Source organism: Pseudarthrobacter sp. PvP090 (genome assembly GCF_040547365.1).
Lineage (GTDB): Bacteria > Actinomycetota > Actinomycetes > Actinomycetales > Micrococcaceae > Arthrobacter.
Genome location: NZ_JBEPPO010000001.1, coordinates 320,395 through 344,634 on the forward strand (window position 1 = coordinate 320,395; position 24,240 = coordinate 344,634).

The following is a 24,240-nucleotide window of genomic DNA, read 5'->3' on the forward strand; positions in this document are numbered from 1 at the left end:
TCAGCGGTCCGGGGGCCCTTTGCCGGCCGCAGCGGAGGCTTCGGGCTCAAATGCCGGCGTGTCCGTGCCAATGTGCCCCCGCTCGGCAGACCTCCGGGCGAGATAATCCTGCCGCTGGGCCTGGTCCAGATGCTCGATCGCGTAGCGCAGGGCCACCCGCGGCATCGTGGGGGCATGGGTGTCCAGAAACTGCAGGAGCCGCTGCCGGTCACTGCGCCCGGCGTCGCGGAGCCAGCCGCCCACGGCCTTGTGGATGAGGTCTTCGGAGTCGCCGAGGAGGAGTTCGGCGATCGCGTAGGTGTCGTCCTGCTCGCCGTCGCGCAGGAACCAGGACGTGGCCACGATGGCGGTGCGGCGCTCCCACAGGTCCGGCGAGCGCGCGAGGTCATACAGGACGTCCCGCGGCTTGTCCCGGAGCCAGCCGCCGACCACCCGCGGGGCGCCCAGGTCGACGAGGTCCCAGTTGTTGATGCGGTCGTGCCGACGCAGGTAGAGCTCAAAGAGTTCCCGACGACGGCACTCGGGGGTCTTCTTCGACGAGGCCTGCAGCGCCATGATCTTGACCGCCCCGGCCCGTGCCTCATGGATGTCCTGCTCCAACAGGGCCTCCACGTCCGGCAGTTCCATGCCGGCGAATTCCTTGGCCAGCTCGAAGACCACGCCCATGCGGACGCCCGTGAAGAAGTCACCCTCGGCGTACTCCCCCGGGCCGGTCTTGAAGTAGCGGCGGTATTTGGCCTGCTCCTCGTCCGAGCGCAGGGCTTCGAGCCGTTCCAGGAACCGGGCCGCGGACGGGGGACGGGTTGGCGCGGCAACCCCTCCGCCGTCCGGGGGCACTTTGACGGCCGGAGCAGCCAGTTCGGGCTCCAATGACGGGGTGTCCGTGCCAATGTGCCCCCGCGCGGCAGGCGAGTTGCCAGGCGGCGTGGCGGCCATGCGCCTATTTCACCGCGATGAGCTCGATCAATTTGATGTCGGGGTCCTTGGCCAGCAGCTCGGGCCCGTGCTGGCCGAGGGCTGCGGGGATGGCGCCGTCGAGATGGGCCTGCCGGTCCTCCTCGGTGTCAAAGGTGTCAAAGATGCCAAAGGTGTTCTCGCTGACCCGGAAGGCGTACCAGGTCCGGGTGCCGGGCTCCGTCAGAACGATCTCCCGGCCCCCATTGAGGAAGTCCCAGACGTCCTGTTCCTTCCCCGGTTTGGCTTCGACCAGTGCCAGCACTCCGTATTTTGGCGCCACGGCTGTCTCCTCAGATTTGGGCTGGATCGGCCGGAAAGCGGCCTATAGCCGCGAGTGTAGGCCCGTATATCACGCCACACAACTGCAACGCAGGGTCAGTTACAGCCCATAAACCAGTGGTTTATCGGCCGTATCTGACCCCGCGTTGCTGGGAGACGGTGGTGCTGGGGTGCCTAGCGGGTGCTGCCGGCGAGGAGGCCACGACGGCGGAGCAGTCGCTTTTCGATCGGGGCGAACACCAGCAGTTCGATCAGGATGCCGACGGCGAGGATCAGCAGGATCGCCGCCATCACCACCGTCATGTCGGACAGCACGCGGCCCTGGTCCAGCAGCGAGCCCAGGCCGAAGCCGATGGTGCCGCCGACGGCGATGATTTCCGCGGCCATCAGCGAGCGCCAGGAGAAGGCCCAGCCCTGCTTGAGTCCGCCCAGGTACCCGGGCAGCGCGGCCGGGAGGATGATCTGCAGGGCCAGCTGGAGCCGGGACGCGCCCAGGACTTTCCCGACGCTGCGGTACTGCGGCGGGATCTGGTCCACGCCGGAGATGAGCCCGTTGATGATCGAGGGGATGGCGCCCATGAACACCACGAAGTACACGGTGGCGTCGGTGAGGCCGAACCAGATGATGGCCGCGGGCACCCATGCCACGGAGGGCAGCACCTGCAGGCCGGAGATGAGCGGGCCGAAGGCGCGGCGCAGCGGCGCCACCTGAGCAAGCACGAGCCCGACCGGGGTCGCGATGGCCACGCTGATCAGGAACCCGACGAGCCCGCGCTGCAGCGAGGTCCACACCGCTTCCTGCAGCTTCCCGTCGGCCCACAGCGTTCCCAGCTGCCCCAGCACATCCAGCGGCCCGGGCACCAGGTCCTGCCGCTTGAAGCCCAGGGACACGTACAGCTGCCAGATGAGGACCAGCACGGCGAGCGCGGCAACCGGCAGCAGGACCCGGCTCCAGTCGACGCGGGCCTTGCGGACGGCGTCGGACTGCAGCGAATCCAGCCCTGCCTCGAGTTCGCGCAGGTCGGCCGGGCCGGTGGAGGACCGGGTCAGGGCCGCGGTGACGTGGCGGGTTTCGGCGGGCTCCACCAGTGACGTTGGTTTACTTGGCATGGCGGCGGATCTCCTCGCGTAGCCGGGCGGTGATTTCGCCGGTGAGCTGGCCGGCCAGTCCGGCATCGGTGCGGTGCTCTTCGCTGACGTGCCATTCCCGCACCACGCGGCCGGGCCGGGAGGAGAGCAGCAGCACGCGCTGGCCCAGCCGGACGGCCTCGCGGACGTTGTGGGTGACAAAAACGATGGTGCGGCCGGTTTCCTTCCAGATCCGCTCCAGCTCGTCGTGCAGCAGGTCGCGCGTGATCGCGTCCAAAGCCGCAAACGGTTCGTCCATCAGGAGCAGCTGCCGATCCTGGGCCAGCGAACGGGCCAGGGCCACGCGCTGGCGCATCCCGCCGGAAAGCTCGTGCGGGCGCTTGTCCCCCGCGCCGCCCAGGTGCACGAGGTCCAGCAGCTCCCCCGCCTTGACCCGGCGCTCGGACTTGCCGACGCCGCGCAGCTTCAGGGCCAGCTCGATGTTCTCCCGCGCGGTCAGCCAGGGGAACAGCGCCGCGTCCTGGAACATGAACGCGGCGCCGTCGCTCGGCACTTCCAGGGCGCCCGACGTCGGCGCCTCCAGTCCCGCCATGATGTTCAGCAGGGTGGACTTGCCGCAGCCTGACGCACCGAGCAGGGCGACGAACTCGCCCTGCCCGATGGTGGCGTTGACGTCGTCCAGCACCGGGGCGCCGTCGCCGAAGCGCTTGCCCAGGTTTTCCAGTACGACTGGCATGGTCACGTCCTTACTTCTGTTGGCGGGCTGGGGGAGGGACCGGCTAGTCCTTGCCCAGTCCCTGCGCTGAGATCTTCGTGCCCGTGGTGCCCTCGCCGAGGACGCTGTTCAGGGCCGTGAGATCGAAGATGCCGGTGATGTCGGCCTGTTTGGTGGTGCCGGCGTCGACCCCGTCCTGGAGCAGCTGCTGGTACGTTCCGGCGAGCGGGTCGACGGTGAAGGCGATGTTCTGGAGCGACCGGTCAACCACGTCGGCGGGCAGGGCTGCGCCGGCGGAGTCCTTGAGCGCGGCGTTGAGGACCGAGGACTTCTCGGCCGCGGGGGCCGCGTTGAGCCAGTCCACGGATTCGACGTGGCCCTTCAGCAGCGCCTTGACCGTCTCCGGGTGCTCGGCGGCGAAGTTCTTGTTGACGATCAGCACGGTGGTGATGAAGTCACCCTTCTCCCACAGGTCCTTCTCGTCGACCAGGACCTTCGCCCCGGCCTGGAGCACCAGGCGGGAGGCCCAGGGCTCCGGGAGCCACGCGCCGTCGAGCTTTCCGTCCTGGAACAGTTTCAGGGTCTGGGCGTTCTCGGTGGGGTTGATGGCGACGTCACCGCTGCCGTCGGTGCTGGTCTGGTAGCCCTGCTGGCCAAGCCAGGCGCGGAGGGCCACGTCCTGCGTGCCGCCAAGCTGCGGCGTCGCGAGCTTCTTGCCCGCCAGATCCGCGGCCGAGTTAATCTCGGGTTTGACCACCAGCTGCGCCCCGCCGGACGCGGCGCCGGCGATGATGCTGATCGATTCGCCCTTGCTCTTGACATAGGAGTTGATGGCCGGGTTCGGGCCGATGTAGGTGGCGTCGATGGCCCCGGCGTTGAGCGCCTCGATCGCGGCCGGGCCGGCGTTGAACACCTGCGTGCTGAGCCTGGTTTCGCCGAGGCTCTTCGCGATCAGCCCCCGGCTGGTGCCGATCAGAGCCGGGGCGTGGGTGATGTTGCCGAAGTAGCCGAGCCTGAGTTCGGCAGCCGGGGTCGCCGCGGGCGCAGCGGCGGCGGCGTCATTGGTGCGGTTCAGCGACGCGACGGCGGCGCCGGCTCCGATCAGCAGCACCAGGCCGACAGCCAGGCTGATCTCCAGTGAGCGCCTGCGCTTGGGCTTGGCCGATTCGCCGGCGACGATCCGGGTGGTTCCGGGGTGCTGGCCGGGGGTGGGGTGTTCCGATGGGTATGACATGCGGGAAGTCCTGTTCCTGGGGTGCGGGGAGGCCGGGCGGGTGGTCAGCGCCGGCGACATCGCCCCCGGGGTACCCGGCCGGCGGGGCCAGGGGGAAGCAGTTCCGTGGTTGTCATTGCTTCACCATAGGGACTGCGGGGAACACGGTTCAACGGTCCGGAAACCCGGGGTCACGCGGGTTCATGCGGCGTCATATGCGGGACCGCCATCCGGGCTTTACAGCGGATTTATTGCGCTTTAATCGCCTTTTACGTTGACGAGCTGCCGGAGCTTGTGCCGGATCTTGACAAGGTCCGCGGAGTCGCGCATCACCGTGTCGATGGGTTTGTACGCCGCCGGGATCTCGTCGATGAAGGCCTTGCTGGGACGGAATTCGATGCCCTGCATGGCGGCCTTCAGCTGGGTCAGGGTGAAGGTCTTCTGCGCCGCGTGCCTGGAGTATTCCCGCCCGGCGCCGTGCGGGGAGGAGTTCAGGGACTCTTTGTTCCCCAGCCCGACGACGACGTAGGACGCGGTGCCCATGGAGCCGGGAATCAGCCCGGGGTCGCCCGCCTCGGCCCGGATCGCGCCCTTGCGCGAGACCCAGACGGACTTGCCGTAATGCCATTCCTTGGCGGTGAAGTTGTGGTGGCAGTTGATCCGCTCGGCCTCGCGGACGGAGCCGCCGGCCCAGGATTCGAACTGCCGGACCACCCGGTCCATCATCTCCTCGCGGTTCAGCAGGGCGAAGTGCTGGGCCCAGCGGAGCTCCCGGATATACCGGTCGAATTCGGGCGTGCCTTCCCTGAGGTAGGCCAGATCCGGGTGCGGCACCACGATCTGCCCGCTCCGGACCGCGCTGCGGGCCTCGCCGATGTGCCGCTGCGCGAGTTTGTTGCCGACGCCGCGGGAGCCGGAGTGCAGGAACAGCCAGACGGCGTCCGTCTCATCCGCGCACACCTCGATGAAGTGATTGCCCGAGCCCAGCGACCCCAGCTGCAGTGTCCAGTTCGCGGCGTACTGGCCGGGGTCGAACCGCGCCTTGGCCGCCATGCGCCGCAATTGGTCAATGCGGGGTGCGGCGGTGGCGCTGATCCTGTGGTTGAAGTGGCCGGCGGACAGCGGAACGGCGTGCTCGATGCCCTCCCGCAGCGGTTTTCGGTCCTTGGGCAGGTCCTTCACGGCAAACTGCGTGCGGACGGCGATCATGCCGCAGCCGATGTCCACGCCCACGGCCGCCGGGATGACGGCGCCCAGCGTGGGAATGACGGATCCCACGGTGGCGCCCAGGCCCAGGTGGGCGTCCGGCATCAGCGCCAGATGCGGCCAGATGATGGACAGCTGCGCGGTGGCCAGGGCCTGCTGGCGGGTCGCGTCGTCGAGGATCGACGCCCAGCTGAAAAGCCGGCTGTTGATGACTTCCACGGCGCCTCCCAGAACGATGATCCCGGTCCGGGAGGCCGGGTGGCAAGGCCCCAGGACCGCGGCGTCCGCGGCGCAGATTTCCTCGCGACGCGCAATGACGCGGGCGCTCCCGTATTCCGGCCTCGACAGCGCCTTTGCGGGTCGCAGAACCCATGGCGCGGCCCAGGATAGTCGGCGCAGCGCGGGATCATTTGCGCAGCGTGGAGCCGGCCTGTCCGCGGCGACCGCCGACCGGCGACCGAGGTCAGTGCGCCGGGTAGGAGTCCCAGCTCCCGGGATCCGCCCGGAAACGGCTCTGCCCCGCACTACTGGCGTGGAACAACACCGGTAATGCGGGGCAGGTCGGTTCGGGCCGGGGGCCCTCCGCAGCAGCCTCAGATCGAGTAGCGCTCGTCCTCGTGGTCGCCGGGGTGGTCCTTGACGAGGCCGGCGGCGAGGGTGTTGCCGTCCAGCGGATCGATCACCAGGAACGCCCCAGTGCGGCGGTGGTGCAGGTAGTTCTCCAGCGGCAGCGGCGCGGCGAGCCGCAACTGGGCATGCCCAATGTCGTTGAGCTCCAGCGTGGTGGTGGCCTCGAGCTGGAAGTTGGCGAGGTCCAGCTTCCCGGTCACATTCCGGACCAGCGCCTGGACCGTGCGCGTGCCGTGCTTGACCAAGACCTTCGCGCCCTCGCGGAGCGGTTTCGGGGAGAGCCAGCACAGAGCGGCGTACAGGTCGGCCGAGGCTTCCCGGATAGTGCCGGCCGCGGCGATCGTGTCACCGCGGGCGACGTCGAACTCATCCGCCAGGCGCAGGGCCACGGACTGCGGGGCCACGGCCTCGGTGAGCCGCCGTCCCGCGAAGTCGATTCCGGTCACCGTGGTGGTGCGCGGCGCCTGGCCCGGGGTAAGGACGCTGACCTTGTCCCCCAGTTTCACGGAGCCCTCGGTGATCTGGCCGGCGTAGGCGCGGTAGTCGCGGTAGCCTTCGACGTCGAGCCCGCCGGCGACGGCGTCGGGAGCCAGCGCGCCCTGCGGCCGGATCACGAGCTGCACCGGGAAGCGGAAGCTCTCCAGGTGGCTTTCGAGTTCGTCGGCGGCCGGCAGCGTCTCCAGGACCTCGAGCAGGGCCGGGCCGTCGTACCAGGGTGTGCGGTCCGAGCGGTCCACGACGTTGTCGCCGTCGAGCGCGGACACCGGAATGACCTGCAAGTCGGTGATGCCATCGGCGCCAAGTCCCAGCTCGCGGCCCACCTTCTGCACGTCGGCCTCGATCTCGCGGAACACGGCCTCGCTGAAGTCCACCAGGTCGATCTTGTTCACGGCGACGATCACGTGCGCCACGCGCAGCAGCTGCAGCACGGACAGGTGCCGGCGGGTCTGCTCGAGGACACCCTTGCGGGCGTCGATGAGCACGACGACGGCATCCGCGGTGGACGCGCCGGTCACCGTGTTCTTGGTGTACTGCACGTGGCCTGGGCAGTCCGCGAGGATGAAGCTGCGGCGGTCCGTGGCGAAGTAGCGGTAGGCGACGTCGATGGTGATGCCCTGTTCCCGCTCGGCGCGCAGGCCGTCGGTCAGGAGGGCCAGGTCAATCGCCTGGACACCCGCCGCGCCGGTCCCACCGAAGCCGCGGTCCGCGGACGTGCGGGCGACGGCGTCGAGCTGGTCGGCGAGGATCGCCTTGGAGTCGTGCAGGAGCCGGCCCACGAGGGTGGACTTCCCGTCGTCGACCGATCCGGCGGTGGCGAAGCGGAACAGCGAAGCGTGCGCGAGCGGCGCCTCGTCAAGCAGGGCGGCCGCGCGGGCGGTGTCGATTTCGGTGCTCATTAGAAATAGCCATCCTTCTTGCGGTCTTCCATGGCGGCCTCGGAGATGCGGTCATCCGCCCGGGTGGCACCACGTTCGGTGATGGTGGAGGCGGCAACTTCGATCACGACGTCGCGCACGGTGGCGGCGGCCGATTCCACGGCGCCGGTGCAGGACATGTCCCCGACGGTCCGGTAGCGGACGGTCTTGGTGATGACCTGCTCGGTGTCGCGGGGCTGGGAGACCTCGCCCACCGCGCGCCACATGCCGTCGCGGGCAAAGACCTCGCGGTCGTGGGCGTAGTAAAGGCCCGGCAGGTCGATGTTTTCGCGCTCGATGTAGCGCCAGACGTCGAGCTCGGTCCAGTTGCTGATCGGGAACGCGCGGACGTGCTGGCCCACGGTGTGCCGGCCGTTGTACAGGTTCCACAGCTCGGGCCGCTGGTTGCGCGGGTCCCACTGGCCGAACTCGTCGCGCAGGCTCAGGATGCGTTCCTTGGCCCGGGCCTTGTCCTCGTCGCGGCGGCCGCCGCCGAAGACGGCGTCGAACTTGTTGCGCTGGATCGCGTCCAGCAACGGGACGGTCTGCAGCGGGTTGCGGGTGCCGTCGGCGCGCTCGGCCAGCTCGCCGGAGTCGATGAACTCCTGGACACTGCCGACGACGAGCTTGAGCCCCAGCCTCTCCACGGTCCGGTCGCGGAACTCGATGACCTCGGGGAAGTTGTGTCCGGTGTCCACGTGCAGCACGGGGAACGGCACCTTGCCCGGCCAGAACGCCTTGGTGGCCAGATGCAGCATCACCACGGAATCCTTGCCGCCGGAGAACAGCAGCGCAGGCTTCTCAAACTCCGCCACGACCTCGCGGATGATATGGATCGCCTCGGACTCGAGCGTGTCCAGGCTGGAGAGCCTTGCCACTGCTTCTCCACGCGGCTTAGACACACTCGCTCGTTCCTCGCTCGCGCGATGCGCCGCTTTCGGAGAATCAGCGTCAAGATCCAGCACGGAAAGCTCCAGGTCCTCGTTGGTGGTTTTGATGCTCATACGTGTAGTCCGCATTCTGTCTTGTCGGTTCCTGCCCAGCGTCCGGCGCGGGGGTCGTCGCCGGGCGCCACCTTGCGGGTGCAGGGCTGGCAGCCAATGGACGGGTAGCCCTGTGAAAGCAGCGGGTTGACGGGGAGGAGGTTGTCGTCGGAGTACTGCACCAGCTGGTCGAAGCTCCACGCCGCGACCGGGTTGACCTTGACCAGGCCGTTGGTTTCGTCCCACGTGATCAGCGGGGTGTTGGTCCGGGTGGGGGCCTCGTCACGGCGGACGCCGGTGAACCAGAGTTCGTAGCCGGCCAGCGTTCGGCGCAGCGGGGCCACTTTGCGCAGCGCGCAGCACTGCGCGGCGTCGCGGGCGAAGAGGTCCTTGCCGAGCAGCCGGTCCTGCTGCTCCACGGTGTTCTCCGGCAGCACGTCCACGACGTTGACGCGCAGGCTCGCCGCGACCTCGTTGCGCGTCGCGTAGGTTTCCGGGAAGTGGTAGCCGGTCTCCAGGAAGAGCACGTCGACGCCGGGAAGCTGGTCCGCGACGAGCGCCGGGAGGACGGCGTCGGCCATGGAGCAGGCGACGGCGACCGCGGGCAGCTCGAAGTTGCGCGCCACCCAGGCGATCACCTCGCGGGCCGGGGCGTCCCAGCCGAGCTCGGCGGCGCCGGATTCGGCGATGACCTTCAGCTCGTCGTGGGTGCGGAGGACGGTGCTCACTGCAGATCACCCTCATCGGCCGCGAAGGCCCACTCGGCGAAGGTCTGGCCCTCGGTGTGGTCGGCGACGAACTTCCTTACCACGCGCTCCACGTAATCGGGCAGTTCCCCGGCCGTGACCTTGAGGCCGCGGACCGTGCGTCCGAGGCCGGCTTCCTCGCGGCTGTCCGAAGCCAGCCCGCCGCCGAGGTGGACCTGGAAACCCGGGGTGGGGTCGCCGTCGGGCGTGGGAAGCATCATGCCCTTGAGGCCGATGTCCGCCGTCTGGATCCGGGCGCAGGAGTTGGGGCAGCCGTTGATGTGCAGCGACAGGGCCTGCGGGAGCTGCCGGGTCTCGACGAGGTCGGCGAGGCGGCGTTCGAGCTCGGCGACGGCGGTGGCGGCCGTGACCTTGGTTTCGACGATGGCGAGCTTGCAGTATTCGATCCCGGTGCAGGCGATGGTGCCGCGGCGGAACACGGACGGGCGGGCGGAGAGGCCCAGGGCGTCGAGTTCGGCGACGAGCGGTTCCACCTGGTCCTTGGGCACGTCGAGGACGACGAGTTTCTGGTGCGGGGTGGTGCGCAGCCGCTGCGAGCCGCGGGCCTCCAGGGTGTCGGCGAGCTTTACGAGCTGGCCGCCGGAGAGCCGTCCGGCCAGCGGGGTGGCGCCGATGAAGAACCTGCCGTCCTTCTGCTCGTGCACGCCGATGTGGTCGCCCGGGGTGGAGGGCTTCGGGGCGGCCGGGCCGTCGTCGAGCTTGTAGCCGAGGTATTCGTCCTCGAGGACCTGGCGGAACTTCACCGGTCCCCAGTCGGCCAGCAGGAACTTCAGCCGGGCCTTGGTGCGCATGCGCCGGTAGCCGTAGTCGCGGAAGATGCTGGTGACGCCGAGCCAGACGTCGGCGGCCTGGTCCGGGCGGACGAAGGCGCCGAGGCGCTTGCCCAGCATCGGGTTCGTGGAGAGCGCCCCGCCCACCCAGAGGTCGTAGCCGATGCCGAGCTCGGGGTGGACCAGGCCCACCAGCGCGACGTCGTTGATCTCGTGGACCACGTCCTGGCTGGGGTGGCCGGTGATGGCGGTCTTGAACTTGCGCGGCAGGTTGGCCAGCTCCGGGTCGCCGATGAACCGCTCGGCGAGCTCGTGGATCAGCGGCGTCGGGTCGATGATCTCGTCCTTGGCGATGCCGGCGACCGGCGAGCCGAGGATGACGCGGGGCACGTCGCCGCAGGCTTCGGTGGTGGACAAGTCCACCGATTCGAGGCGGCGCCAGATTTCCGGCACGTCCTCGACCCGGATCCAGTGCAGCTGGATGTTCTGGCGGTCGGTGAGGTCGGCCGAGTCGCGGGCGAAGTCGACGGAGATCTGGCCGATGACGCGCAACTGCTCGGTGGTGAGGGCGCCGCCGTCGATCCTGACGCGCAGCATGAAGTACTTGTCTTCCAGCTCGTGCGGCTCGAGCGTGGCGGTCTTGCCGCCGTCGATCCCGGGTTTGCGCTGGGTGTAGAGGCCCCACCAGCGGAAGCGGCCGTGGAGGTCCGTGCCGTCGATCGAGTCGAAGCCGTGCTTGGAGTAGACGGACTCGATACGCTCGCGGACGTTGAGGCCGTTGTCTTCCTGCTTCCAGGTTTCGTTGGCGTTCAGCGGCGCGGTGCCGTCCACTTTCCACTGCCCGTGCGGCTTTGCGGCGGGGCGGGAGGTGGGGCGTTTGGCGCGGCCTGCGGCAGCCTGGTCCGAGGACGCTCCGGCTAGAGCTGTATCAGTCATGCATCGACTGTAGGGCGGGCCGTAATGCCGTCACAAAGGTCCGGAAACGCGAGGTCACCTAGGGCAACAAATCGTCACGAAGCGTCGGCGAGCCTTGAAGTGGCGCGGGTGGTGTGCTTGGTGCGGGGCGCTTAGGCTCCCGCCGCCAGGGCGGCGTCGTACCGTTCCAGCGCGATTTCGGCGAGCACCGGCGAGGGCAGCAGGGCCGCCGTGACGAGGTCCGCGCCGGCCTTGCCGAGCTGGTCGTGGAAGAAGCCCGGGGCCAGCAGGTAGGCGGCGATGACCACGCGGCCGCCCAGGTCCACGGCCCCGGCCGACTCCCCCGCGCCGGCGCCGCCCGCGGCCTCCTCGCGGAGCATGGCCACAGCCTCGGGCACTGACGGCTTCGCGGACGCACCGTACGCGGCCACGATCCGGTTGGACCGCAGCGCGCGCAGCTGCTCCGTGAGTGCCTCGACATTCTGCGCGGCGGTGGGGTCGGAGGACCCGGCCGCGGCGAGGATCACGGCGTCGTTGTCGGTCACGCCCGCCTCCCGGAGCCGCTGGTCCAGCAGCGCCGCGAGCCGCGGGTCAGGCCCCAGCGGGGCGGCGGCGCGGGTGTCCGGGCGGCTCTTGACGGCCCGGGCGATGTCCACCTTCACGTGGTACCCGACGCTGAGCAGGAGCGGGACGACGACGGCGGTCTCCCCCGCCGGCAGGCCCGCAACGACGTCCGGCAGCTCGGGGTCCTGGACGTCGACGTAGGCCTCGCGGACGTCGAGTCCCGGCCGAAGCGCTGCGATCCCGGCCCGGAGGGCGTTGACTTCGGCGGCACCCTCGGTGCTCGAGGTGCCGTGGGCGCAGGCGATCAGGATGGGGCTATTCATAGCCGTTAGCGTAACCTTGGACCCGCCCCATCCGCCCCCTTGCTATCCGACCGGGACCCTCCATGACTTTTTCCTTCAGCGTCGTTCTGCTCTGGCTGGACCTGGTTGGTGTCTTCTTCTTCGCGGTCTCCGGGTCCCTCCTCGCCGCACGGAAGCAGTTCGACATCGTCGGCTCCTTGCTGCTGGCCTCGGTGGTGAGCCTGGGCGGCGGCGTGATCCGCGACATCATCATCAACGCCGGGCCGCCCGCTGCCTTCACCAACCCGGCCTACCTGGCGCCGCCGCTGCTCGCCACGGTGCTGGTGTACTTCCTGTTCTCCAGTGTCCAGCGCTACACGTCCCTGCTCATCCTGTTCGACGCCGGCGGCCTGGCGCTCTTCTGCATCACCGGAACCCTCAAGGCCCTGGACGCCGGGATGAACCCGATTGCGGCGGTGCTGCTGGGGGTCACGACGGCGGTGGGCGGGGGCCTGCTGCGCGACATCACCGCCAATGAGGTGCCGCAGCTGTTCGACCCGCGGGATATTTACGCACTGCCGGCGTTTGCGGGGGCGGCCCTGACCACGGTCCTGTCCGTCACCGGCGCCTTTAACGCGGTCACAGCAGGCGCCGTCGCGGCCATCGTTTTCGCCTTCCGCGTCACGGCCTGGCGGCGGAAATGGTACGTTCCGCTGGCCGTCCGCGGCTGGCACCGGCTGGGCCTGGGCACTGGGGATGGCGGGCCCAAGGATTAGCTAGGATAAGACCCATGACTGACATGTTCCTCGAGAAGTTCCGCGCGCTTGTTCCGAAGTATCTCGAAGACGAATGGCAGGAAGAGGATGGCCTCCCGGCCGACGAGCTGGATGCAGCCCTCGCCGAGCACCAGTTCCAGGTGCCGCTGGTGCTGCGGGAGTTCTATCTCGCGGTCGGCGGCTGCGAGGACATCATGGAGGCGTACCACTACTTCTGGGATCCCGAAGAGCTCGAAGTTGATGACGAAGGCTTCCTCATGTTCCTCGAGGACGAGGAAGAACAGTTCACCTGGGGATTCCGGGTCGGCGACCTCAGCGTCCCGGACCCGATCGTGTACCGCCGCAACAACGCCCGCGGCCAGTGGAAGAGCGAAGAGGGCACGTTCTCCGAGTTCGTCTTCGACATGTTCGAGTGGGCGTTCAACGACGAGGACGAGGACTAAGCTCCCTCGCTGCTTCCGGCCCGCCCGCCACCCACATCCCGGCGACGGCGGTCCGGGGACACTGATCCTGGCCCCGCGGTCCGTTTCCTTGTTGGCGCCGCCGGTCCGGGGGCACTTCGACACGGACACGCCGCCGCCCCGGCCGGAAATCCCCATTTACTGCCTCAAAGTAGCCCCCGACGGCGGCCGCGTCCGATTACCGCCGCCCCGCGGTCCGCCTCCCAGAAACCCGCCTTCAAGGCTGAAACGCGCCCTGACGCCACTGCTCCAGCACCGCGAGAACCTGCGCCATCATCCGCTCGGGGTGATGCACCACGAAGTCGTAGCCGAACCTGAGGAACAGGTAACCTGCGACCATGGTCGCGTTGTTCCGCACGCGGTCCTTCTTGACCTGCCGTGGCTGCAAATGCGATTCGCCGTCCGTTTCCACCACGAGAATGCCCTCAAGGAGGAAGTCCACCTCGCCCACCCCGGGGATCTCCACGTGCCGTCGGACTCGCAGACCGGCCCGGTGGAACGTGGTGTTGGCCAGAACTTCCAGCAGCGAATCGGCCCGGGGAATGACCATGTCCAGCACCGACCTGGCGCGGCCGTTGCGGTTGCCCCTCAACTTGCCCCGGAGGAAGGCCAGACTGATGTCCCCACGGCCCACCGCACACTGGACCATCACAAGGGCGTCCAATTCCGGCAGACAGTGAAGTGCGTGAATCAAAACATCTGCGAGTCCGGCCACGGGTAGCCACGGATGCTTGGGATGCCGGCAGCGGCCATGCGCCACGGAGCCGGGCAGCGCTGCCCGATGCCCGAGACTCAAGTGCATGGACTCGGCCGGCACCAACGTCCACAACCCGTAATCCGGAGCGGCCGACAGGCACGTCAGCAGCCCCTTCAATTCGCGGGCGGTCCGGTATGCGCTGGAATCCTGCGGCAGTCCGTATTGTCCGCGGCGGATCCGCACTATGGTGCCGTCCGCCACGGCTGCGGATATCCGGTATCGGCTGAATCCGGCCCGGGAAAAATCAGCCGCGGTGGCCGTTCCGCTCCGTGAAGCAAGATATGTCGCTGCGTCCATTCCGCCAATGTGCCCTGTCGTCGGCACTTCGAGTCCGCCCCGGCTGCGCTATGTGGATAACCCCGGACCGACAACCCCGGGCGGCCGTGGGGCACTTTCGCACGGATACGCCAGGGATTCAGCTTGGGAACTGCCCAAACCGCCGCAAAGTGCCCCCGCGCCGCTGCCTCCTCGTGCAGCCCAGCCCAGCCCAACCTCGATTGCAGTGCGTCCAAACAACCCCCGGCCCAGGTCAGAGAAACCACGGCCACAGGGCATTTCGACACCGGAAGCCGCAGGATGAGCCGGCGACAAGGCATTTCGACGCCGGAAGCCGCGGGATGTGCCGGGCAACGGCGGGCGAATGGCCTGGCAGTGGCCTCCGGACGCGCAGCCGGGCACGGTCGAGGGGCACTTTCACGCGACGATGCTGAGGAATTAGGCCGAGGAAGGGCCTGCGGCGGCTCAAAGTGCCCCCGCAACGCCTGGCCGCATCTGCGGGGTCCCGCGCTGGGGCGTCAGGGCAGGCCAGGAATGCCTGTGACAGTGAATTTACAGACACCCTAGACAGCGTGACATTTCTGTCATATGCTCATTCATGGGTTCATCAAATGCCTCCGGTGGACCTGATGCGAACGGAGAAATGGCCCCGGTTCGACGCAACGTGTGACTCGAAACGTTGCAGGAACCGGGGCCATTCCGTTTAAGCCGGCGAACCCAGGGCCAAACTCAGCTGGCGCGGTCCACCACGGCCAGCGCGAAGTTGGACAGCGAGTCCTTCACCACACCTTCGGGCAGCGGCGCGAGGGCGGCAATGGCCTCGTTGGCCCAGGCCCGGGCCACCACCCAGGACTCCGCCGTCACGGGGTGTTCCCGCAGGCCGGCGACGGCGGCGGCGAGGGCCTCGTCGGAGCTCAGGTCGCCGTCGATGAGCTTCAGGAGTTCGACGGCGGACTGGTCGCCGTTCTCGGCCTTCTTGCGCAGCAGCAGCACGGGCAGCGTCGGCACACCCTCGCGCAGGTCGGTGCCCGGGGACTTGCCGGACTTGACCTTCACGCCGGTGACGTCAATGACGTCGTCGGCGAGCTGGAAGGCCACGCCCACCTTTTCGCCGTACTCGACCAGCATCGGCTCATATGCTTCGTCGGCGCCGGAGAAGATCGCGCCGAGCTGGCCGGAGGCAGCCACCAGCGAGCCCGTCTTGTCCGCGATGACCGAGAGGTAGTGCTCCACCGGGTCCTCGTCCGGGCGCGGGCCCACGGTTTCATGCAGCTGGCCGAGGCAGAGCCGCTCAAAGGTGCGGGCCTGGATGCCGAGCGCGCGGGAACCGAGCTCGGAAACCAGGATCGAGGCGCGGGCAAAGATCAGGTCGCCGGTCAGGACCGCAACGGAGTTGCCCCAGACCTCGTGCGCCGTGGGGGCGCCGCGGCGGAACGGCGCGGAGTCCATCACGTCGTCGTGGTACAGCGTCGCCAGGTGGGTCAGTTCGACGACGACGGCGGCCTGCACCACGGCGGGCCGGGAGGCGTCGCCCAGGTGGGCGCAGAGCAGGGTCAACAACGGCCGGATGCGCTTGCCGCCGGCTTCCACCAGGTGGCGCGACGTCGCGTCAGCTAGCGGATCGGAGTTAGCAATGGCTTCGCGGAGCTTTTTCTCCACGCGGGCCAGATTGGTGGTGATCGCGGGCCCGAGTTCGGGGTCACCGGCGATCGCGGCAAAGCCTGCCGGCAGCTGCAATCCGGTGGCGATGGCGGTGGTGTTGAGGCTGGGCTCAGAGCTCGGCAGGCCGTGTCCGGCGTGCGTCCAGCTTTGGTCTGCAGAGTTGGTCACGGGTTAACCCTAACTTTTGATGCGGAAACCTCGGAGTTGGTCCCGGACTGAGACGACGCGTCGTTGCGCGGGTCCTGCTTGGGCGGGGCCTGGCGGGGCGGGGCCTGAGTGGGCGGAGCCTGCTTGGACGGAGCCTGCTTGGACGGTGCCTGCTTGGACGGTGCCTCAGTGGGCGGAGCCTGCTTGGACGGGGTCCGGGGCTGGGCCTGGTTGGACGTCGCGGGAACCAGCGATTCCAGCACCCGGATGACGCGGTCCTCGAAGCCCTTGGCCGCGGGGTCGGTCAGGTTGGCCAGGAGCCGCACCACGAACCGCATGAGGACAGGGATGGGCATGCCCGTCCGGAGGGCCAGTTTCATCACGGCCGGCTTGCCGATCAGCGCGGCGAAGGCCCGGCCCAGGGTGAAGTGCGAACCCCACTGGTCCCGCACGTAGTCCGCGTACCGCGAAAGGTGCGCGTCGGCGTCGTCCTCGGTCCACCCGGCGGACGCCGAGCGCGCGGCGCCGTCGATGATGAACTCGGCCGCGAAACGGGCGGACTCCATCGCGTAGGAGATGCCCTCGCCGTTGAACGGGGAGACCATGCCGCCGGCGTCGCCGAGCAGCATCAGCCCGGGCGAGTAGTGCGGGGTGCGGTTGAAGCCCATGGGCAGCGCGGCACCGCGGATCTCGCCCACCTGGTTCTCCGGCGTGAAGCCCCAGTCGGCGGGCATGCCGGCGGTCCATTCGCGCAGGACCTGCTTGTAGTCCAGCTTGCCGAATTCCTTGGACGAGTTCAGGATGCCGAGGCCCACGTTGGAGGTGCCGTCGCCGACGCCGAACACCCAGCCGTAGCCGGGCAGCAGCTTTCCGTCGCGGCCGGGGAGCTCCAGCCAGCCTTCCATCCAGTCGTCGTCGTGCCGCGGTGAGGTGAAGTAGGTGCGGACGGCGACGCCGAGCGGGCGGTCGTCGCGCTTCCGGATGCCAAGCGACACGGCGGTGCGGGTGGAGTTCCCGTCCGCGGCGAGGACGACGTCGGCGCTGAAGTCCCGGCTCTCCCCCGTCTTGCGGCCGGATTCGTCAAGCAGGGCGGCGCGGACCCCGGTGACCCGGCCGTCGTCGGAGCGCAGTGCCTCGGTGACGCTGTGGCGTTCCAGCACGACGGCACCCGCGGACCGGGCGTGAAGGGCCAGCTCCTCGTCGAAGCCCAGGCGGGTACGGATCAGGCCGTACTGCGGGAAGTCGGAGACCTCGGGCCAGGGAAGTTCGATGCTGCGGCCGCCGGCCAGCAGGCGCAGGCCCTTGTTGCGGCGCCAGCCGTCACTTTCGGGGTGCGGCAGGCCAAGCTTCTGGATCTCGCGGACGGCGCGGGGCGTGAGGCCGTCGCCGCAGACCTTTTCGCGGGGGAAACTGGTTTTCTCCAGCACCGTGACGTCGATGCCCGCCTGCGCCAGGTAGTAGGCGGCAGTGGATCCGGCCGGACCTGCTCCGACGATCAGTACTTTCACGGCTGCGATGGACTAACGCGCGGGCCGGGCGATGTTGCGGCGCAGCTTCGCCACCGGTCCGGTGTGGGCGGCCAGCGCCGCGGCGGCCGCGGACGGGCCGGACTCGGCGCCGGGCTTGACGGCGCGGTGCACGGCGACGATGCCGCCGCTGAGGTTGCGGTAGGAGACGTTGTCCCAGCCGGCTTCCTGCAACCAGGCCGCGAGGTGGTCCTGGTCCGGCCAGGCGCGGATGGACTCGGCGAGGTAGACGTAGGCGTCCGGGTTGGAGGAGACCTTGACGGCGATCGCGGGCAGGGCGCGCATGAGGTATTCGGTGTACATGGTGCGCCACAGCGGCACCACGGGCTGGGAGAACTCGGCGATGACCAGCTTGCCGCCGGGCTTGGTGACCCGGAGCATCTCGGCCAGGGCCTTCTTCGGCTCGTTGACGTTGCGCAGCCCGAAGGAGATGGTGCTGGCATCGAAGGTGTTGTCCGCGAAGGGCAGGCGCGTGGCGTCGCCGGCGATGAAGTCGATGTCGGGGCGGCGGCGCTTGCCGACCTTGAGCATGCCCAGCGAGAAGTCGCAGGCGATCACATCTATGCCGGCATCGGCATACGGTTCGCTGGAGGTACCCGTGCCGGCGGCGAGATCGAGCACCCGCTGGCCGGGCTTCACATCCATGGCTTCCACCACGACCTTGCGCCAACGGCGCGTCTGCCCCATGGACAGGACATCGTTGACGACGTCGTATTTGGGGGCGACGTCGTCAAACATCGTGGCTACTTCGTCCGGACGCTTATCCAAGGATGCTCGGTTCACCCTGACATTGTCTCAAATGATCAGCACACACCCTAACCACGCCCTGAGCGGGGCCCCCGGCGGCGCGGGAGTAGTGTGGTGTCACTATGACGAGCGCGTTCCGAACCTTGACAGTCCCCCTCGATGCAGAATCATTCCCCGGGGGGCTGCCGTCGTTTCTGGTCCGGGACGACCTCCTCTGCTGGACCCGCCGCGAAGCCGGCCTGGTCGGCTTCGGCGAGGTGGCCCGGTTCACGGCCACGGGCCCCGAGCGTTTCCTCGAGGCGGACATCTGGTGGCGCCACCTGGTCATCGAGGCCGACATCGACGACCCCGTCGACTGGCCCGGCACCGGTCCCGTCGCCTTCGGCTCCTTCGCCTTCTCCAAGGCCTCAGCGCACGAGTCGCGGCTGATCGTGCCCGAAATCGTCGTCGGGCTGCGTGACGGCAAGGCCTGGCTCACCCAGATGACGTTCGACGACGGCGACCTCACCGCAGCGGGCGCCCGCGCGGCGCTGGACCGCTGGCTGGGCGGCGGGAGCGGTACGGACCGCTCCCTGGTTGCCAGCCCGACGTCGGCAACCCGCCCCGCCGGGGACGGCACCGCCGGTTCCGTCCCCGCGCCGGCGGGCGGCGCCGTCGTGCGTCCCCTGCCGCTGGCTGCCGGGGCGACGCTGCACACCGGGTCGCTGAGCGAAGAAGACTGGATGGCCGCCGTGGCCGCGGGCGTGGCGGAGATCCGCACCGGGGCGCTGGAGAAGCTGGTGCTGGCCCGCGACATCGTGGCCACCGTTCCGGCCGGAGTGAACGCCGCCGAGATCCTCCGCCAGCTCGCGGTCCGGTACCGCGAATGCTGGACCTACGGCGTGGACGGGCTGGTGGGCGCCACCCCGGAGATGCTGATTCAGGTGGAGGGCCGCACCGCGCAGGCCCGCGTCCTGGCCGGCACCCTGGACCGCCGCGACGCCGACGGCATGGACGGCTCGCCGCTGGAGTTCGCCGAGCGCGTGCTGGCCGGATCCGAAAAGCAGCGGCACGAACACGACATCGCCATCCAGTCACTGACCACGCAGCTGGCGCCTTTCTCGGAGGCGATGAACGCGCACAGCGAACCGTTCATCCTGGAGCTGCCCAACGTCTGGCACCTCGCCTCGGATGTGAAGGCGGAGCTGGCCGAAATCGAAGGCCATGTGCCCACCTGCCTCGCGCTGATCAATGCCCTGCACCCCACGGCGGCGGTCTGCGGCACACCGACCACGGTGGCGGGCGCGCTGATCCGCAAGCTGGAGCACTTGGACCGCGGGCCGTACGCCGGTCCGGTCGGCTGGCTCGACGCGGCCGGCAACGGGGAATGGGGCATCGCGCTGCGCGGCGCCGTCATTGAGTCCCCGGAAACCGTGCGGCTGTACGCCGGCTGCGGCGTCGTCGAGGGCTCCGTGCCGGAAGCCGAGCTCGCCGAAACCTGGGCGAAGTTCCGGCCGATGCTGGAGTCCCTGGGCATCAGTAGCTAGAGTCCGGGATAGGAGACACTTCGGGCCCGCGGGGGCTTGCACTAGTGTCGACAATAGTTATCCAATAGTGAAACTAAGTTTCCTGTGATGCACATCTCGTTTTCGGCGTTACACTATAAGCCGACTAAGTCACGTCTGCTCCTGCAACAAGAGGTAAAAAACCATGCAGCTCAAGTCCCTCGCCACGGCCAAGGTGGCCGCCAAGGCAGCCGCAATCCTCGCCGTCGGCGCCCTCACGCTCACGGCCTGCGGCGGCAGCTCCACCCCCGCAGCCACCTCCGAAGGCGGCATCCAGCTCATCAACGCTGGCAAGCTGACCGTCTGCTCGGACGTGCCCTACGAGCCGTTCGAATTCCAGAAGGACGGCAAGATCGTCGGCTTCGACATGGACATCGCCGCCGAGGTGGCCAAGGACATGAAGGCCGAACTCAGCGTTGTGGACAGCTCCTTCGAGGCTATCGAGACCGGCACCGCGCTGACCCAGTGCGACATCTCCATCTCCTCCGTCTCCATCACGGACACCCGCAAGTCGGTCATGGACTTCTCCAGCCCGTACATGGACGACGACCTGACCTTGGTGGCCAGCGAGGATTCCGGGATCACGAACCTCGACAGCGCCAAGGGCAAGAAGGTCGGCGTCCAGCAGGCCACCACCGGCGCCAAGTTCGCCCAGGAAAAGGGCCTCGACGCGCAGCAGTTCGAGGACACCGGCCTCCTGGTCCAGGCCCTGCAGGCCGGCACCATTGACGCCGCCCTGGGCAACCAGTCCGTCCTCGCCTACGCCGTGAAGGACGACCCCAAGTTCAAGCGCGTGGAGAACTTCACCACCGGTGAACAGCTCGGCATCGCCATCAAGAAGGGCAACACCGCGATGGCCACCCAGGTCAACGGCACGCTCAAGCGCCTCACCGACGACGGCACCCTGACCAAGTTCGAGACCACCTGGTTCGGCGAAGCCGCCAAGTAGCACCCCGGCCTGAGACCGACACAGTTGAGGCCCCGTACCACTGAAACGACAGTCCGTACGGGGCCTCAACTGCGCAAAACGAATGTGAGAACACCATGGCAATGACCGCACGTCAACGAGCCAGAGTCAGCCTGTACGTCCAGGCCGGAATCTTTGTGGTGGCCATGATCGCCCTGATCGTGGCCACGGACTGGGAGACCATCAGCAAGAGCGTCTTCAACTTCGCCAAGATCGGCCCGATGTTCCCGGACATCATCCTGGTGGGCCTCAAGAACACCCTGATCTACACCACCCTCGGCTTCATCGTGGGCCTGACCGGCGGCCTGCTGCTGGCCCTCATGAAGCTCTCCTCGTTCCCGCTGTACCGCTGGCTGGCCACAGGCTACATCGAGTTCTTCCGCGGCATCCCGGCCCTGCTGGTGTTCATCGCGTTCGGCTACGGCGTGCCGCTGGCCTTCGGTGTCTCCTGGAACGTGACCGTGGTGGCCATGGTCTCGCTCGGCATGGTGGCCGCGGCCTACATCGCCGAAACCCTGCGCGCCGGACTGCAGGCCGTGCCGAAAGGACAGATGGAGGCCGCCCGGTCACTCGGCATGCCGCAGTGGCGGGCCATGATCTCCATCGTCATCCCGCAGGCCTTCCGGATCGTCCTGCCGCCGCTGACCAACGAGGTCATCCTGCTGACCAAGGACTCCTCGCTGATCTACGTGCTGGGCCTCACCGCCTCGCAGTACGAGCTCACGAAGTTCGGCCGCGACGGCATCTCCAGCCTCGGCGCGGGCCTGACCCCGCTCCTGGTCGCCGGCGCCTTCTACTTGGTGATCACCATCCCGCTGAGCCTCTTGGCACGGAAGTTCGAAAGCCGCTCCGCGCGGACGAAGCGATAGGCAGGACAGTCATGAACGACGTCGTACAGAACGCCCCCGGCCCCAGCGGCACCGTCCACGCCGCCGGAGTCTCCATCAAGGACCTGCGGAAGTCCTACGGCTCCAACGAGGTCCTCAAGGGCATCGACCTTGAGGTTGCCCCCGGCGAGGTCGTGTGCCTGATCGGGCCCTCGGGCTCGGGCAAGTCCACCCTGCTGCGCTGCGTGAACCTGCTGGAGCAGCCGAACCAGGGCACCATCCACGTCGGCGGTTTTGAATCCACCGACCCGGATGTGGACATCGACAGGATGCGCCGCAAGGTGGGCATGGTCTTCCAGCAGTTCAACCTCTTCCCGCACCTCAGCGCGCTGCAGAACTGCACCATCGCGCAGACCAAGGTGCTCAAGCGCAGCCAGGCCGATGCCTCGGCCGCAGCCATGAAGAACCTCGAGCGCGTAGGCCTGGAACACCTGGCCGACCGCTTCCCGGACCAGCTCTCCGGCGGCCAGCAGCAGCGGGTTGCCATCGCGCGCGCGCTGAGCATGGACCCTGAGCTGATGCTCTTCGACGAGCCCACCTCGGCCCTGGACCCGGAGACCGTGGGCGACGTCCTGTCGGTCATGCGCAACCTGGCCCGGGAAGGCATGACCATGCTGGTGGTGACCCACGAGATGGGCTTCGCCCGCGAAGTCGCCGACCGCGTGGTCTTCATGGACGGCGGCGTCGTCGTGGAGGAAGGCGCGGCCGAGAAGGTCATCAGCGCCCCCGCCCACGCCCGCACCAAGGAATTCCTCCGCCGCGTCCTCGACCCGACGCACATCGACATCGCGGAGTAGGTCCGCGCCGCGGCGCGCGATTTCCGCGCCGATTTCAGACAGCCGCTACGTGGATCCACGTGGCGGCTGTCCGTTTCCGTAGCGAATTCGTGGGACGCCTTTCGCATCGAGGAAAGCCGCGAACCTCTCCAAGCTCGCGAGCTCCGACCAGGTCCATCGGATGACCCGTCGCCCGGTGGCCCGAATCCGATCCTCACGAACCTTTTCCTCGATCACAACATCCGACGACGTCCGCCCCTTCAGATAGGCCTCGTCCCGGTATTTCACCAGGCCATCGAATTCGCCGGACAGGCCCTCCTCCGGCCACTCGAAGTCCGTGATGCCGACACGGCCCCGGGCATCCCGAATCTCGTACTGGAGCACTGGCGCCTTGAATCCCAGCCGATGCATCATCGCCCGGCTCACTGATTCCCCCGGAGAACCCGACGCCGGGTCGCCGAACTCAAGCGCGGTGACGATCCTGCGGGTTGCGGCAGCCGTGTAGATTCCGCTGATGCCGGCTTCGAGCAACTCCAGGTTCAGCACGGGCGGGCCATTGCGTGCGGGCCGCAGTACGTGGTCGACGGCTGTCACAGCCTGTTCGAAGGATCCGAAGGCGGCCAGGTCCAGCACAGTCCGGGCCCGGGCCGTGACCAGCAGGCCCTGGTGTTCCTCGACCTGGAGGGATTGCGGATCGGCGAAGTGCCGCCGCACCCCCGCCCTTGAGCGGCCCCCGCCGGCGTCGGACGTGCACGCGTGAACTGGGTGCCTCGTTCCGAGCACTGGGATGGCTGAAAGGGCGGCGGCCGACTGCCAGCAGAAAACGGTCCGGCTCCGCAGTGTGGATGCCGCGGCATGGATCAGCAGCGGGTACCGTTCCCAGTGCTGCAGTGCATCCCAGGCCTCGGTCCGGACATACACACCCTGGCGGATGCGCCTGAGCTCCCCGGCCTCGGCTTGCCGGGCAAGCGCACGCGAGTCGCGGCCGAGACGCGCGAGGTCGCTGCTAAGAATCAGGGCAGGCAGGTCCATGCACCGATACTGGCCCGCGCCTCAGAGCCCGAACAACAGCCCGGCGTCCGGATGTGGAAAACACACGCGGCGTTTTCGCGGCGTTTTCGGACGGGCGCGCCGCGGATCCGCGCCGCCGTGGTCCGAAACCGCAGCGGAAATTTCCGGCCCGCCGCCACCGCTTCCGCTTGGGCAGTTTTCGGTAGATGCTGGTCTCGTTTCCGGACGGTATGGCCCGGAGAGAGACCAAACCCACAGATCGGAGAACGCGTGAGCTCGAAGGATCAGCGCCCAGAGGAGTCACCGGAGGAGCGGGAGTCGCGGTTGCGCTCGGCCGCCATGTATCACGCAGGCTGGATCGTGGAGGGCAGGGATTACCTGGAGGATGCGCTTGAGCGGATACAGGACACTGTCCCGGGCTTCCCTCGTGAGCGCTACGAGGCTGAACTCGACGAAGCGCTTGACCGGATCTATGAGGCCCAGCTTGGAGTCCTGGTCCGCGAGGAGAAGATGGTCGCCGAGGTCCGCGAGCTGGACCTCAGCAACGCGGTGTTCGCCATCCACTACTTCAACCGCCGCTACTCCGGGCACGTCAGCCAGCTTGGCCTCGGCCGGATCAATCTCGGCGAAGCCCTAGGGGACCTGTACTCGCGCATGCAGATCGCCGGGGCGGTCGCCCGGGCCGACGCCCTGATCGACGAGGGCCTCCGAATGGGGGTCGGACCCCGGAACTCAGAGGCCGACATGGGCCACCTTCGTCAGGCCCACCCGGGCTTCAGCGACCGGTCTCTGGGCGAGGCCTTGGACTGGGGCCACCTCATCCACCGCTGAGGCGCTGCGTGCCATCACCGCCACGCAAGCAGCGCATCCGCGGCGTTTTCGGACAGACGCGCCGCGGATCCGCGCCGCCCTCGTCCGA

The 24,240-nt window shown here is 68.3% G+C and carries 22 protein-coding genes and 1 pseudogene; 7 read left to right on the plus strand and 16 right to left on the minus strand.

Translation table 11 applies throughout. From position 1 onward, the window contains the following. The 11 genes from ABIC21_RS01560 to ABIC21_RS01610 all read right to left on the minus strand — a co-directional run bounded on the left by ABIC21_RS01560 (window position 1) and on the right by ABIC21_RS01610 (window position 11,826). Window positions 1–936, minus strand: a complete 936-nt coding sequence (locus ABIC21_RS01560; protein WP_354348664.1) for a DNA alkylation repair protein — start codon at window positions 934–936, stop codon at window positions 1–3. A 4-nt stretch (window positions 937–940) separates the two neighbouring features. Beyond that, the gene (locus ABIC21_RS01565; protein WP_354348665.1) at window positions 941–1,237 is read right to left on the minus strand and encodes a putative quinol monooxygenase; all 297 of its coding nucleotides are present in this window, start codon (window positions 1,235–1,237) and stop codon (window positions 941–943) included. Between the two features lie 173 nt (window positions 1,238–1,410). Continuing rightward, on the minus strand, window positions 1,411–2,346 hold the full coding sequence (locus ABIC21_RS01570) for an ABC transporter permease (RefSeq protein WP_354348666.1): 936 nt from the start codon (window positions 2,344–2,346) through the stop codon (window positions 1,411–1,413). Further along, window positions 2,336–3,061 (minus strand): ABC transporter ATP-binding protein, encoded by a 726-nt coding sequence (locus tag ABIC21_RS01575; protein ID WP_354348667.1) that lies wholly within the window; start codon window positions 3,059–3,061, stop codon window positions 2,336–2,338. The genes ABIC21_RS01570 and ABIC21_RS01575 overlap by 11 nt, the downstream gene beginning before the upstream one ends. A 43-nt stretch (window positions 3,062–3,104) precedes the next feature. Further along, a complete protein-coding gene (locus ABIC21_RS01580) occupies window positions 3,105–4,274 on the minus strand; it encodes an ABC transporter substrate-binding protein (protein ID WP_354348668.1) in 1,170 nt (389 codons plus the stop codon). A gap of 237 nt (window positions 4,275–4,511) precedes the next feature. Next, a complete protein-coding gene (locus tag ABIC21_RS01585; protein ID WP_354348669.1) occupies window positions 4,512–5,678 on the minus strand; it encodes an RtcB family protein in 1,167 nt (388 codons plus the stop codon). Between the two features lie 374 nt (window positions 5,679–6,052). Continuing rightward, window positions 6,053–7,486 carry a sulfate adenylyltransferase subunit 1 gene (locus ABIC21_RS01590; RefSeq protein ID WP_354348670.1) on the minus strand — a complete coding sequence of 478 codons (1,434 nt, stop codon included), beginning with the start codon at window positions 7,484–7,486 and terminating at the stop codon, window positions 6,053–6,055. Then, on the minus strand, window positions 7,486–8,508 hold the full coding sequence (gene cysD / locus ABIC21_RS01595; protein ID WP_354348671.1) for a sulfate adenylyltransferase subunit CysD: 1,023 nt from the start codon (window positions 8,506–8,508) through the stop codon (window positions 7,486–7,488). Before cysD ends, ABIC21_RS01590 begins: the two co-directional genes overlap by 1 nt. Continuing rightward, window positions 8,505–9,215 carry a phosphoadenylyl-sulfate reductase gene (locus ABIC21_RS01600; protein WP_354348672.1) on the minus strand — a complete coding sequence of 237 codons (711 nt, stop codon included), beginning with the start codon at window positions 9,213–9,215 and terminating at the stop codon, window positions 8,505–8,507. Before ABIC21_RS01600 ends, cysD begins: the two co-directional genes overlap by 4 nt. Beyond that, a complete protein-coding gene (locus tag ABIC21_RS01605; protein WP_354348673.1) occupies window positions 9,212–10,960 on the minus strand; it encodes a nitrite/sulfite reductase in 1,749 nt (582 codons plus the stop codon). The genes ABIC21_RS01600 and ABIC21_RS01605 overlap by 4 nt, the downstream gene beginning before the upstream one ends. A 131-nt stretch (window positions 10,961–11,091) precedes the next feature. Next, a complete protein-coding gene (locus tag ABIC21_RS01610) occupies window positions 11,092–11,826 on the minus strand; it encodes a sirohydrochlorin chelatase (RefSeq protein WP_354348674.1) in 735 nt (244 codons plus the stop codon). A 62-nt stretch (window positions 11,827–11,888) separates the two neighbouring features. Between ABIC21_RS01610 and ABIC21_RS01615 the strand changes: the two genes are divergently transcribed. Together ABIC21_RS01615 and ABIC21_RS01620 are read left to right on the plus strand one after the other, a co-directional pair. Then, entirely contained in the window at window positions 11,889–12,560 is a 672-nt protein-coding gene (locus ABIC21_RS01615) for a trimeric intracellular cation channel family protein (RefSeq protein ID WP_354348675.1), read from the plus strand. 14 nt (window positions 12,561–12,574) lie between these two features. Next, entirely contained in the window at window positions 12,575–13,003 is a 429-nt protein-coding gene (locus ABIC21_RS01620; protein ID WP_024366280.1) for a hypothetical protein, read from the plus strand. A gap of 235 nt (window positions 13,004–13,238) precedes the next feature. On the opposite strand, the gene ABIC21_RS01625 is transcribed toward ABIC21_RS01620, so the two are convergent. The 4 genes and pseudogenes from ABIC21_RS01625 to ABIC21_RS01640 form a co-directional block, all read right to left on the minus strand. Then, window positions 13,239–14,075 (minus strand): type IV toxin-antitoxin system AbiEi family antitoxin domain-containing protein, encoded by an 837-nt coding sequence (locus ABIC21_RS01625; RefSeq protein ID WP_354348676.1) that lies wholly within the window; start codon window positions 14,073–14,075, stop codon window positions 13,239–13,241. A 708-nt stretch (window positions 14,076–14,783) separates the two neighbouring features. Beyond that, window positions 14,784–15,884: a polyprenyl synthetase family protein gene (locus tag ABIC21_RS01630; RefSeq protein ID WP_354348677.1), complete on the minus strand. Its 1,101-nt coding sequence runs from the start codon at window positions 15,882–15,884 to the stop codon at window positions 14,784–14,786. Window positions 15,885–16,093: 209 nt separating this feature from the next. Continuing rightward, window positions 16,094–17,371 (minus strand): annotated as a pseudogene (locus ABIC21_RS01635) (geranylgeranyl reductase family protein); the annotation flags it as partial. A gap of 12 nt (window positions 17,372–17,383) precedes the next feature. Next, a complete protein-coding gene (locus ABIC21_RS01640; protein ID WP_354348678.1) occupies window positions 17,384–18,172 on the minus strand; it encodes a demethylmenaquinone methyltransferase in 789 nt (262 codons plus the stop codon). Window positions 18,173–18,258: 86 nt separating this feature from the next. Here ABIC21_RS01640 and ABIC21_RS01645 point away from each other — a divergent pair, with 86 nt between their 5' ends. The 4 genes from ABIC21_RS01645 to ABIC21_RS01660 all read left to right on the plus strand — a co-directional run bounded on the left by ABIC21_RS01645 (window position 18,259) and on the right by ABIC21_RS01660 (window position 22,331). After that, window positions 18,259–19,662, plus strand: a complete 1,404-nt coding sequence (locus ABIC21_RS01645; protein ID WP_354348679.1) for an isochorismate synthase — start codon at window positions 18,259–18,261, stop codon at window positions 19,660–19,662. A 163-nt stretch (window positions 19,663–19,825) separates the two neighbouring features. After that, the gene (locus ABIC21_RS01650; RefSeq protein WP_354348680.1) at window positions 19,826–20,629 is read left to right on the plus strand and encodes an ABC transporter substrate-binding protein; all 804 of its coding nucleotides are present in this window, start codon (window positions 19,826–19,828) and stop codon (window positions 20,627–20,629) included. Between the two features lie 95 nt (window positions 20,630–20,724). Further along, a complete protein-coding gene (locus ABIC21_RS01655) occupies window positions 20,725–21,516 on the plus strand; it encodes an amino acid ABC transporter permease (protein ID WP_354348681.1) in 792 nt (263 codons plus the stop codon). A gap of 11 nt (window positions 21,517–21,527) precedes the next feature. Beyond that, window positions 21,528–22,331, plus strand: coding sequence for an amino acid ABC transporter ATP-binding protein (locus ABIC21_RS01660; protein ID WP_354348682.1), 804 nt, complete (start codon window positions 21,528–21,530; stop codon window positions 22,329–22,331). Between the two features lie 45 nt (window positions 22,332–22,376). Here ABIC21_RS01660 and ABIC21_RS01665 read toward each other — a convergent pair whose 3' ends face one another. Then, complete coding sequence (locus ABIC21_RS01665; RefSeq protein ID WP_354348683.1) at window positions 22,377–23,342, minus strand: type IV toxin-antitoxin system AbiEi family antitoxin domain-containing protein; 966 nt, start codon at window positions 23,340–23,342, stop codon at window positions 22,377–22,379. Between the two features lie 249 nt (window positions 23,343–23,591). Here ABIC21_RS01665 and ABIC21_RS01670 point away from each other — a divergent pair, with 249 nt between their 5' ends. Continuing rightward, complete coding sequence (locus ABIC21_RS01670; RefSeq protein ID WP_354348684.1) at window positions 23,592–24,152, plus strand: hypothetical protein; 561 nt, start codon at window positions 23,592–23,594, stop codon at window positions 24,150–24,152. Window positions 24,153–24,240 lie beyond the last annotated feature (88 nt).

Coding starts and splice junctions, on each gene's coding strand:
- ABIC21_RS01560 (WP_354348664.1), bottom strand. CDS start 936: ATGGCCGCCACGCCGCCTGGCAACTCGCCTGCCGCGCGGGGGCACATT.
- ABIC21_RS01570 (WP_354348666.1), bottom strand. CDS start 2,346: ATGCCAAGTAAACCAACGTCACTGGTGGAGCCCGCCGAAACCCGCCAC.
- ABIC21_RS01575 (WP_354348667.1), bottom strand. CDS start 3,061: ATGCCAGTCGTACTGGAAAACCTGGGCAAGCGCTTCGGCGACGGCGCC.
- ABIC21_RS01580 (WP_354348668.1), bottom strand. CDS start 4,274: ATGTCATACCCATCGGAACACCCCACCCCCGGCCAGCACCCCGGAACC.
- ABIC21_RS01590 (WP_354348670.1), bottom strand. CDS start 7,486: ATGAGCACCGAAATCGACACCGCCCGCGCGGCCGCCCTGCTTGACGAG.
- cysD (WP_354348671.1), bottom strand. CDS start 8,508: ATGAGCATCAAAACCACCAACGAGGACCTGGAGCTTTCCGTGCTGGAT.
- ABIC21_RS01605 (WP_354348673.1), bottom strand. CDS start 10,960: ATGACTGATACAGCTCTAGCCGGAGCGTCCTCGGACCAGGCTGCCGCA.
- ABIC21_RS01610 (WP_354348674.1), bottom strand. CDS start 11,826: ATGAATAGCCCCATCCTGATCGCCTGCGCCCACGGCACCTCGAGCACC.
- ABIC21_RS01615 (WP_354348675.1), top strand. CDS start 11,889: ATGACTTTTTCCTTCAGCGTCGTTCTGCTCTGGCTGGACCTGGTTGGT.
- ABIC21_RS01620 (WP_024366280.1), top strand. CDS start 12,575: ATGACTGACATGTTCCTCGAGAAGTTCCGCGCGCTTGTTCCGAAGTAT.
- ABIC21_RS01625 (WP_354348676.1), bottom strand. CDS start 14,075: ATGGACGCAGCGACATATCTTGCTTCACGGAGCGGAACGGCCACCGCG.
- ABIC21_RS01645 (WP_354348679.1), top strand. CDS start 18,259: ATGACGAGCGCGTTCCGAACCTTGACAGTCCCCCTCGATGCAGAATCA.
- ABIC21_RS01650 (WP_354348680.1), top strand. CDS start 19,826: ATGCAGCTCAAGTCCCTCGCCACGGCCAAGGTGGCCGCCAAGGCAGCC.
- ABIC21_RS01655 (WP_354348681.1), top strand. CDS start 20,725: ATGGCAATGACCGCACGTCAACGAGCCAGAGTCAGCCTGTACGTCCAG.
- ABIC21_RS01660 (WP_354348682.1), top strand. CDS start 21,528: ATGAACGACGTCGTACAGAACGCCCCCGGCCCCAGCGGCACCGTCCAC.
- ABIC21_RS01665 (WP_354348683.1), bottom strand. CDS start 23,342: ATGGACCTGCCTGCCCTGATTCTTAGCAGCGACCTCGCGCGTCTCGGC.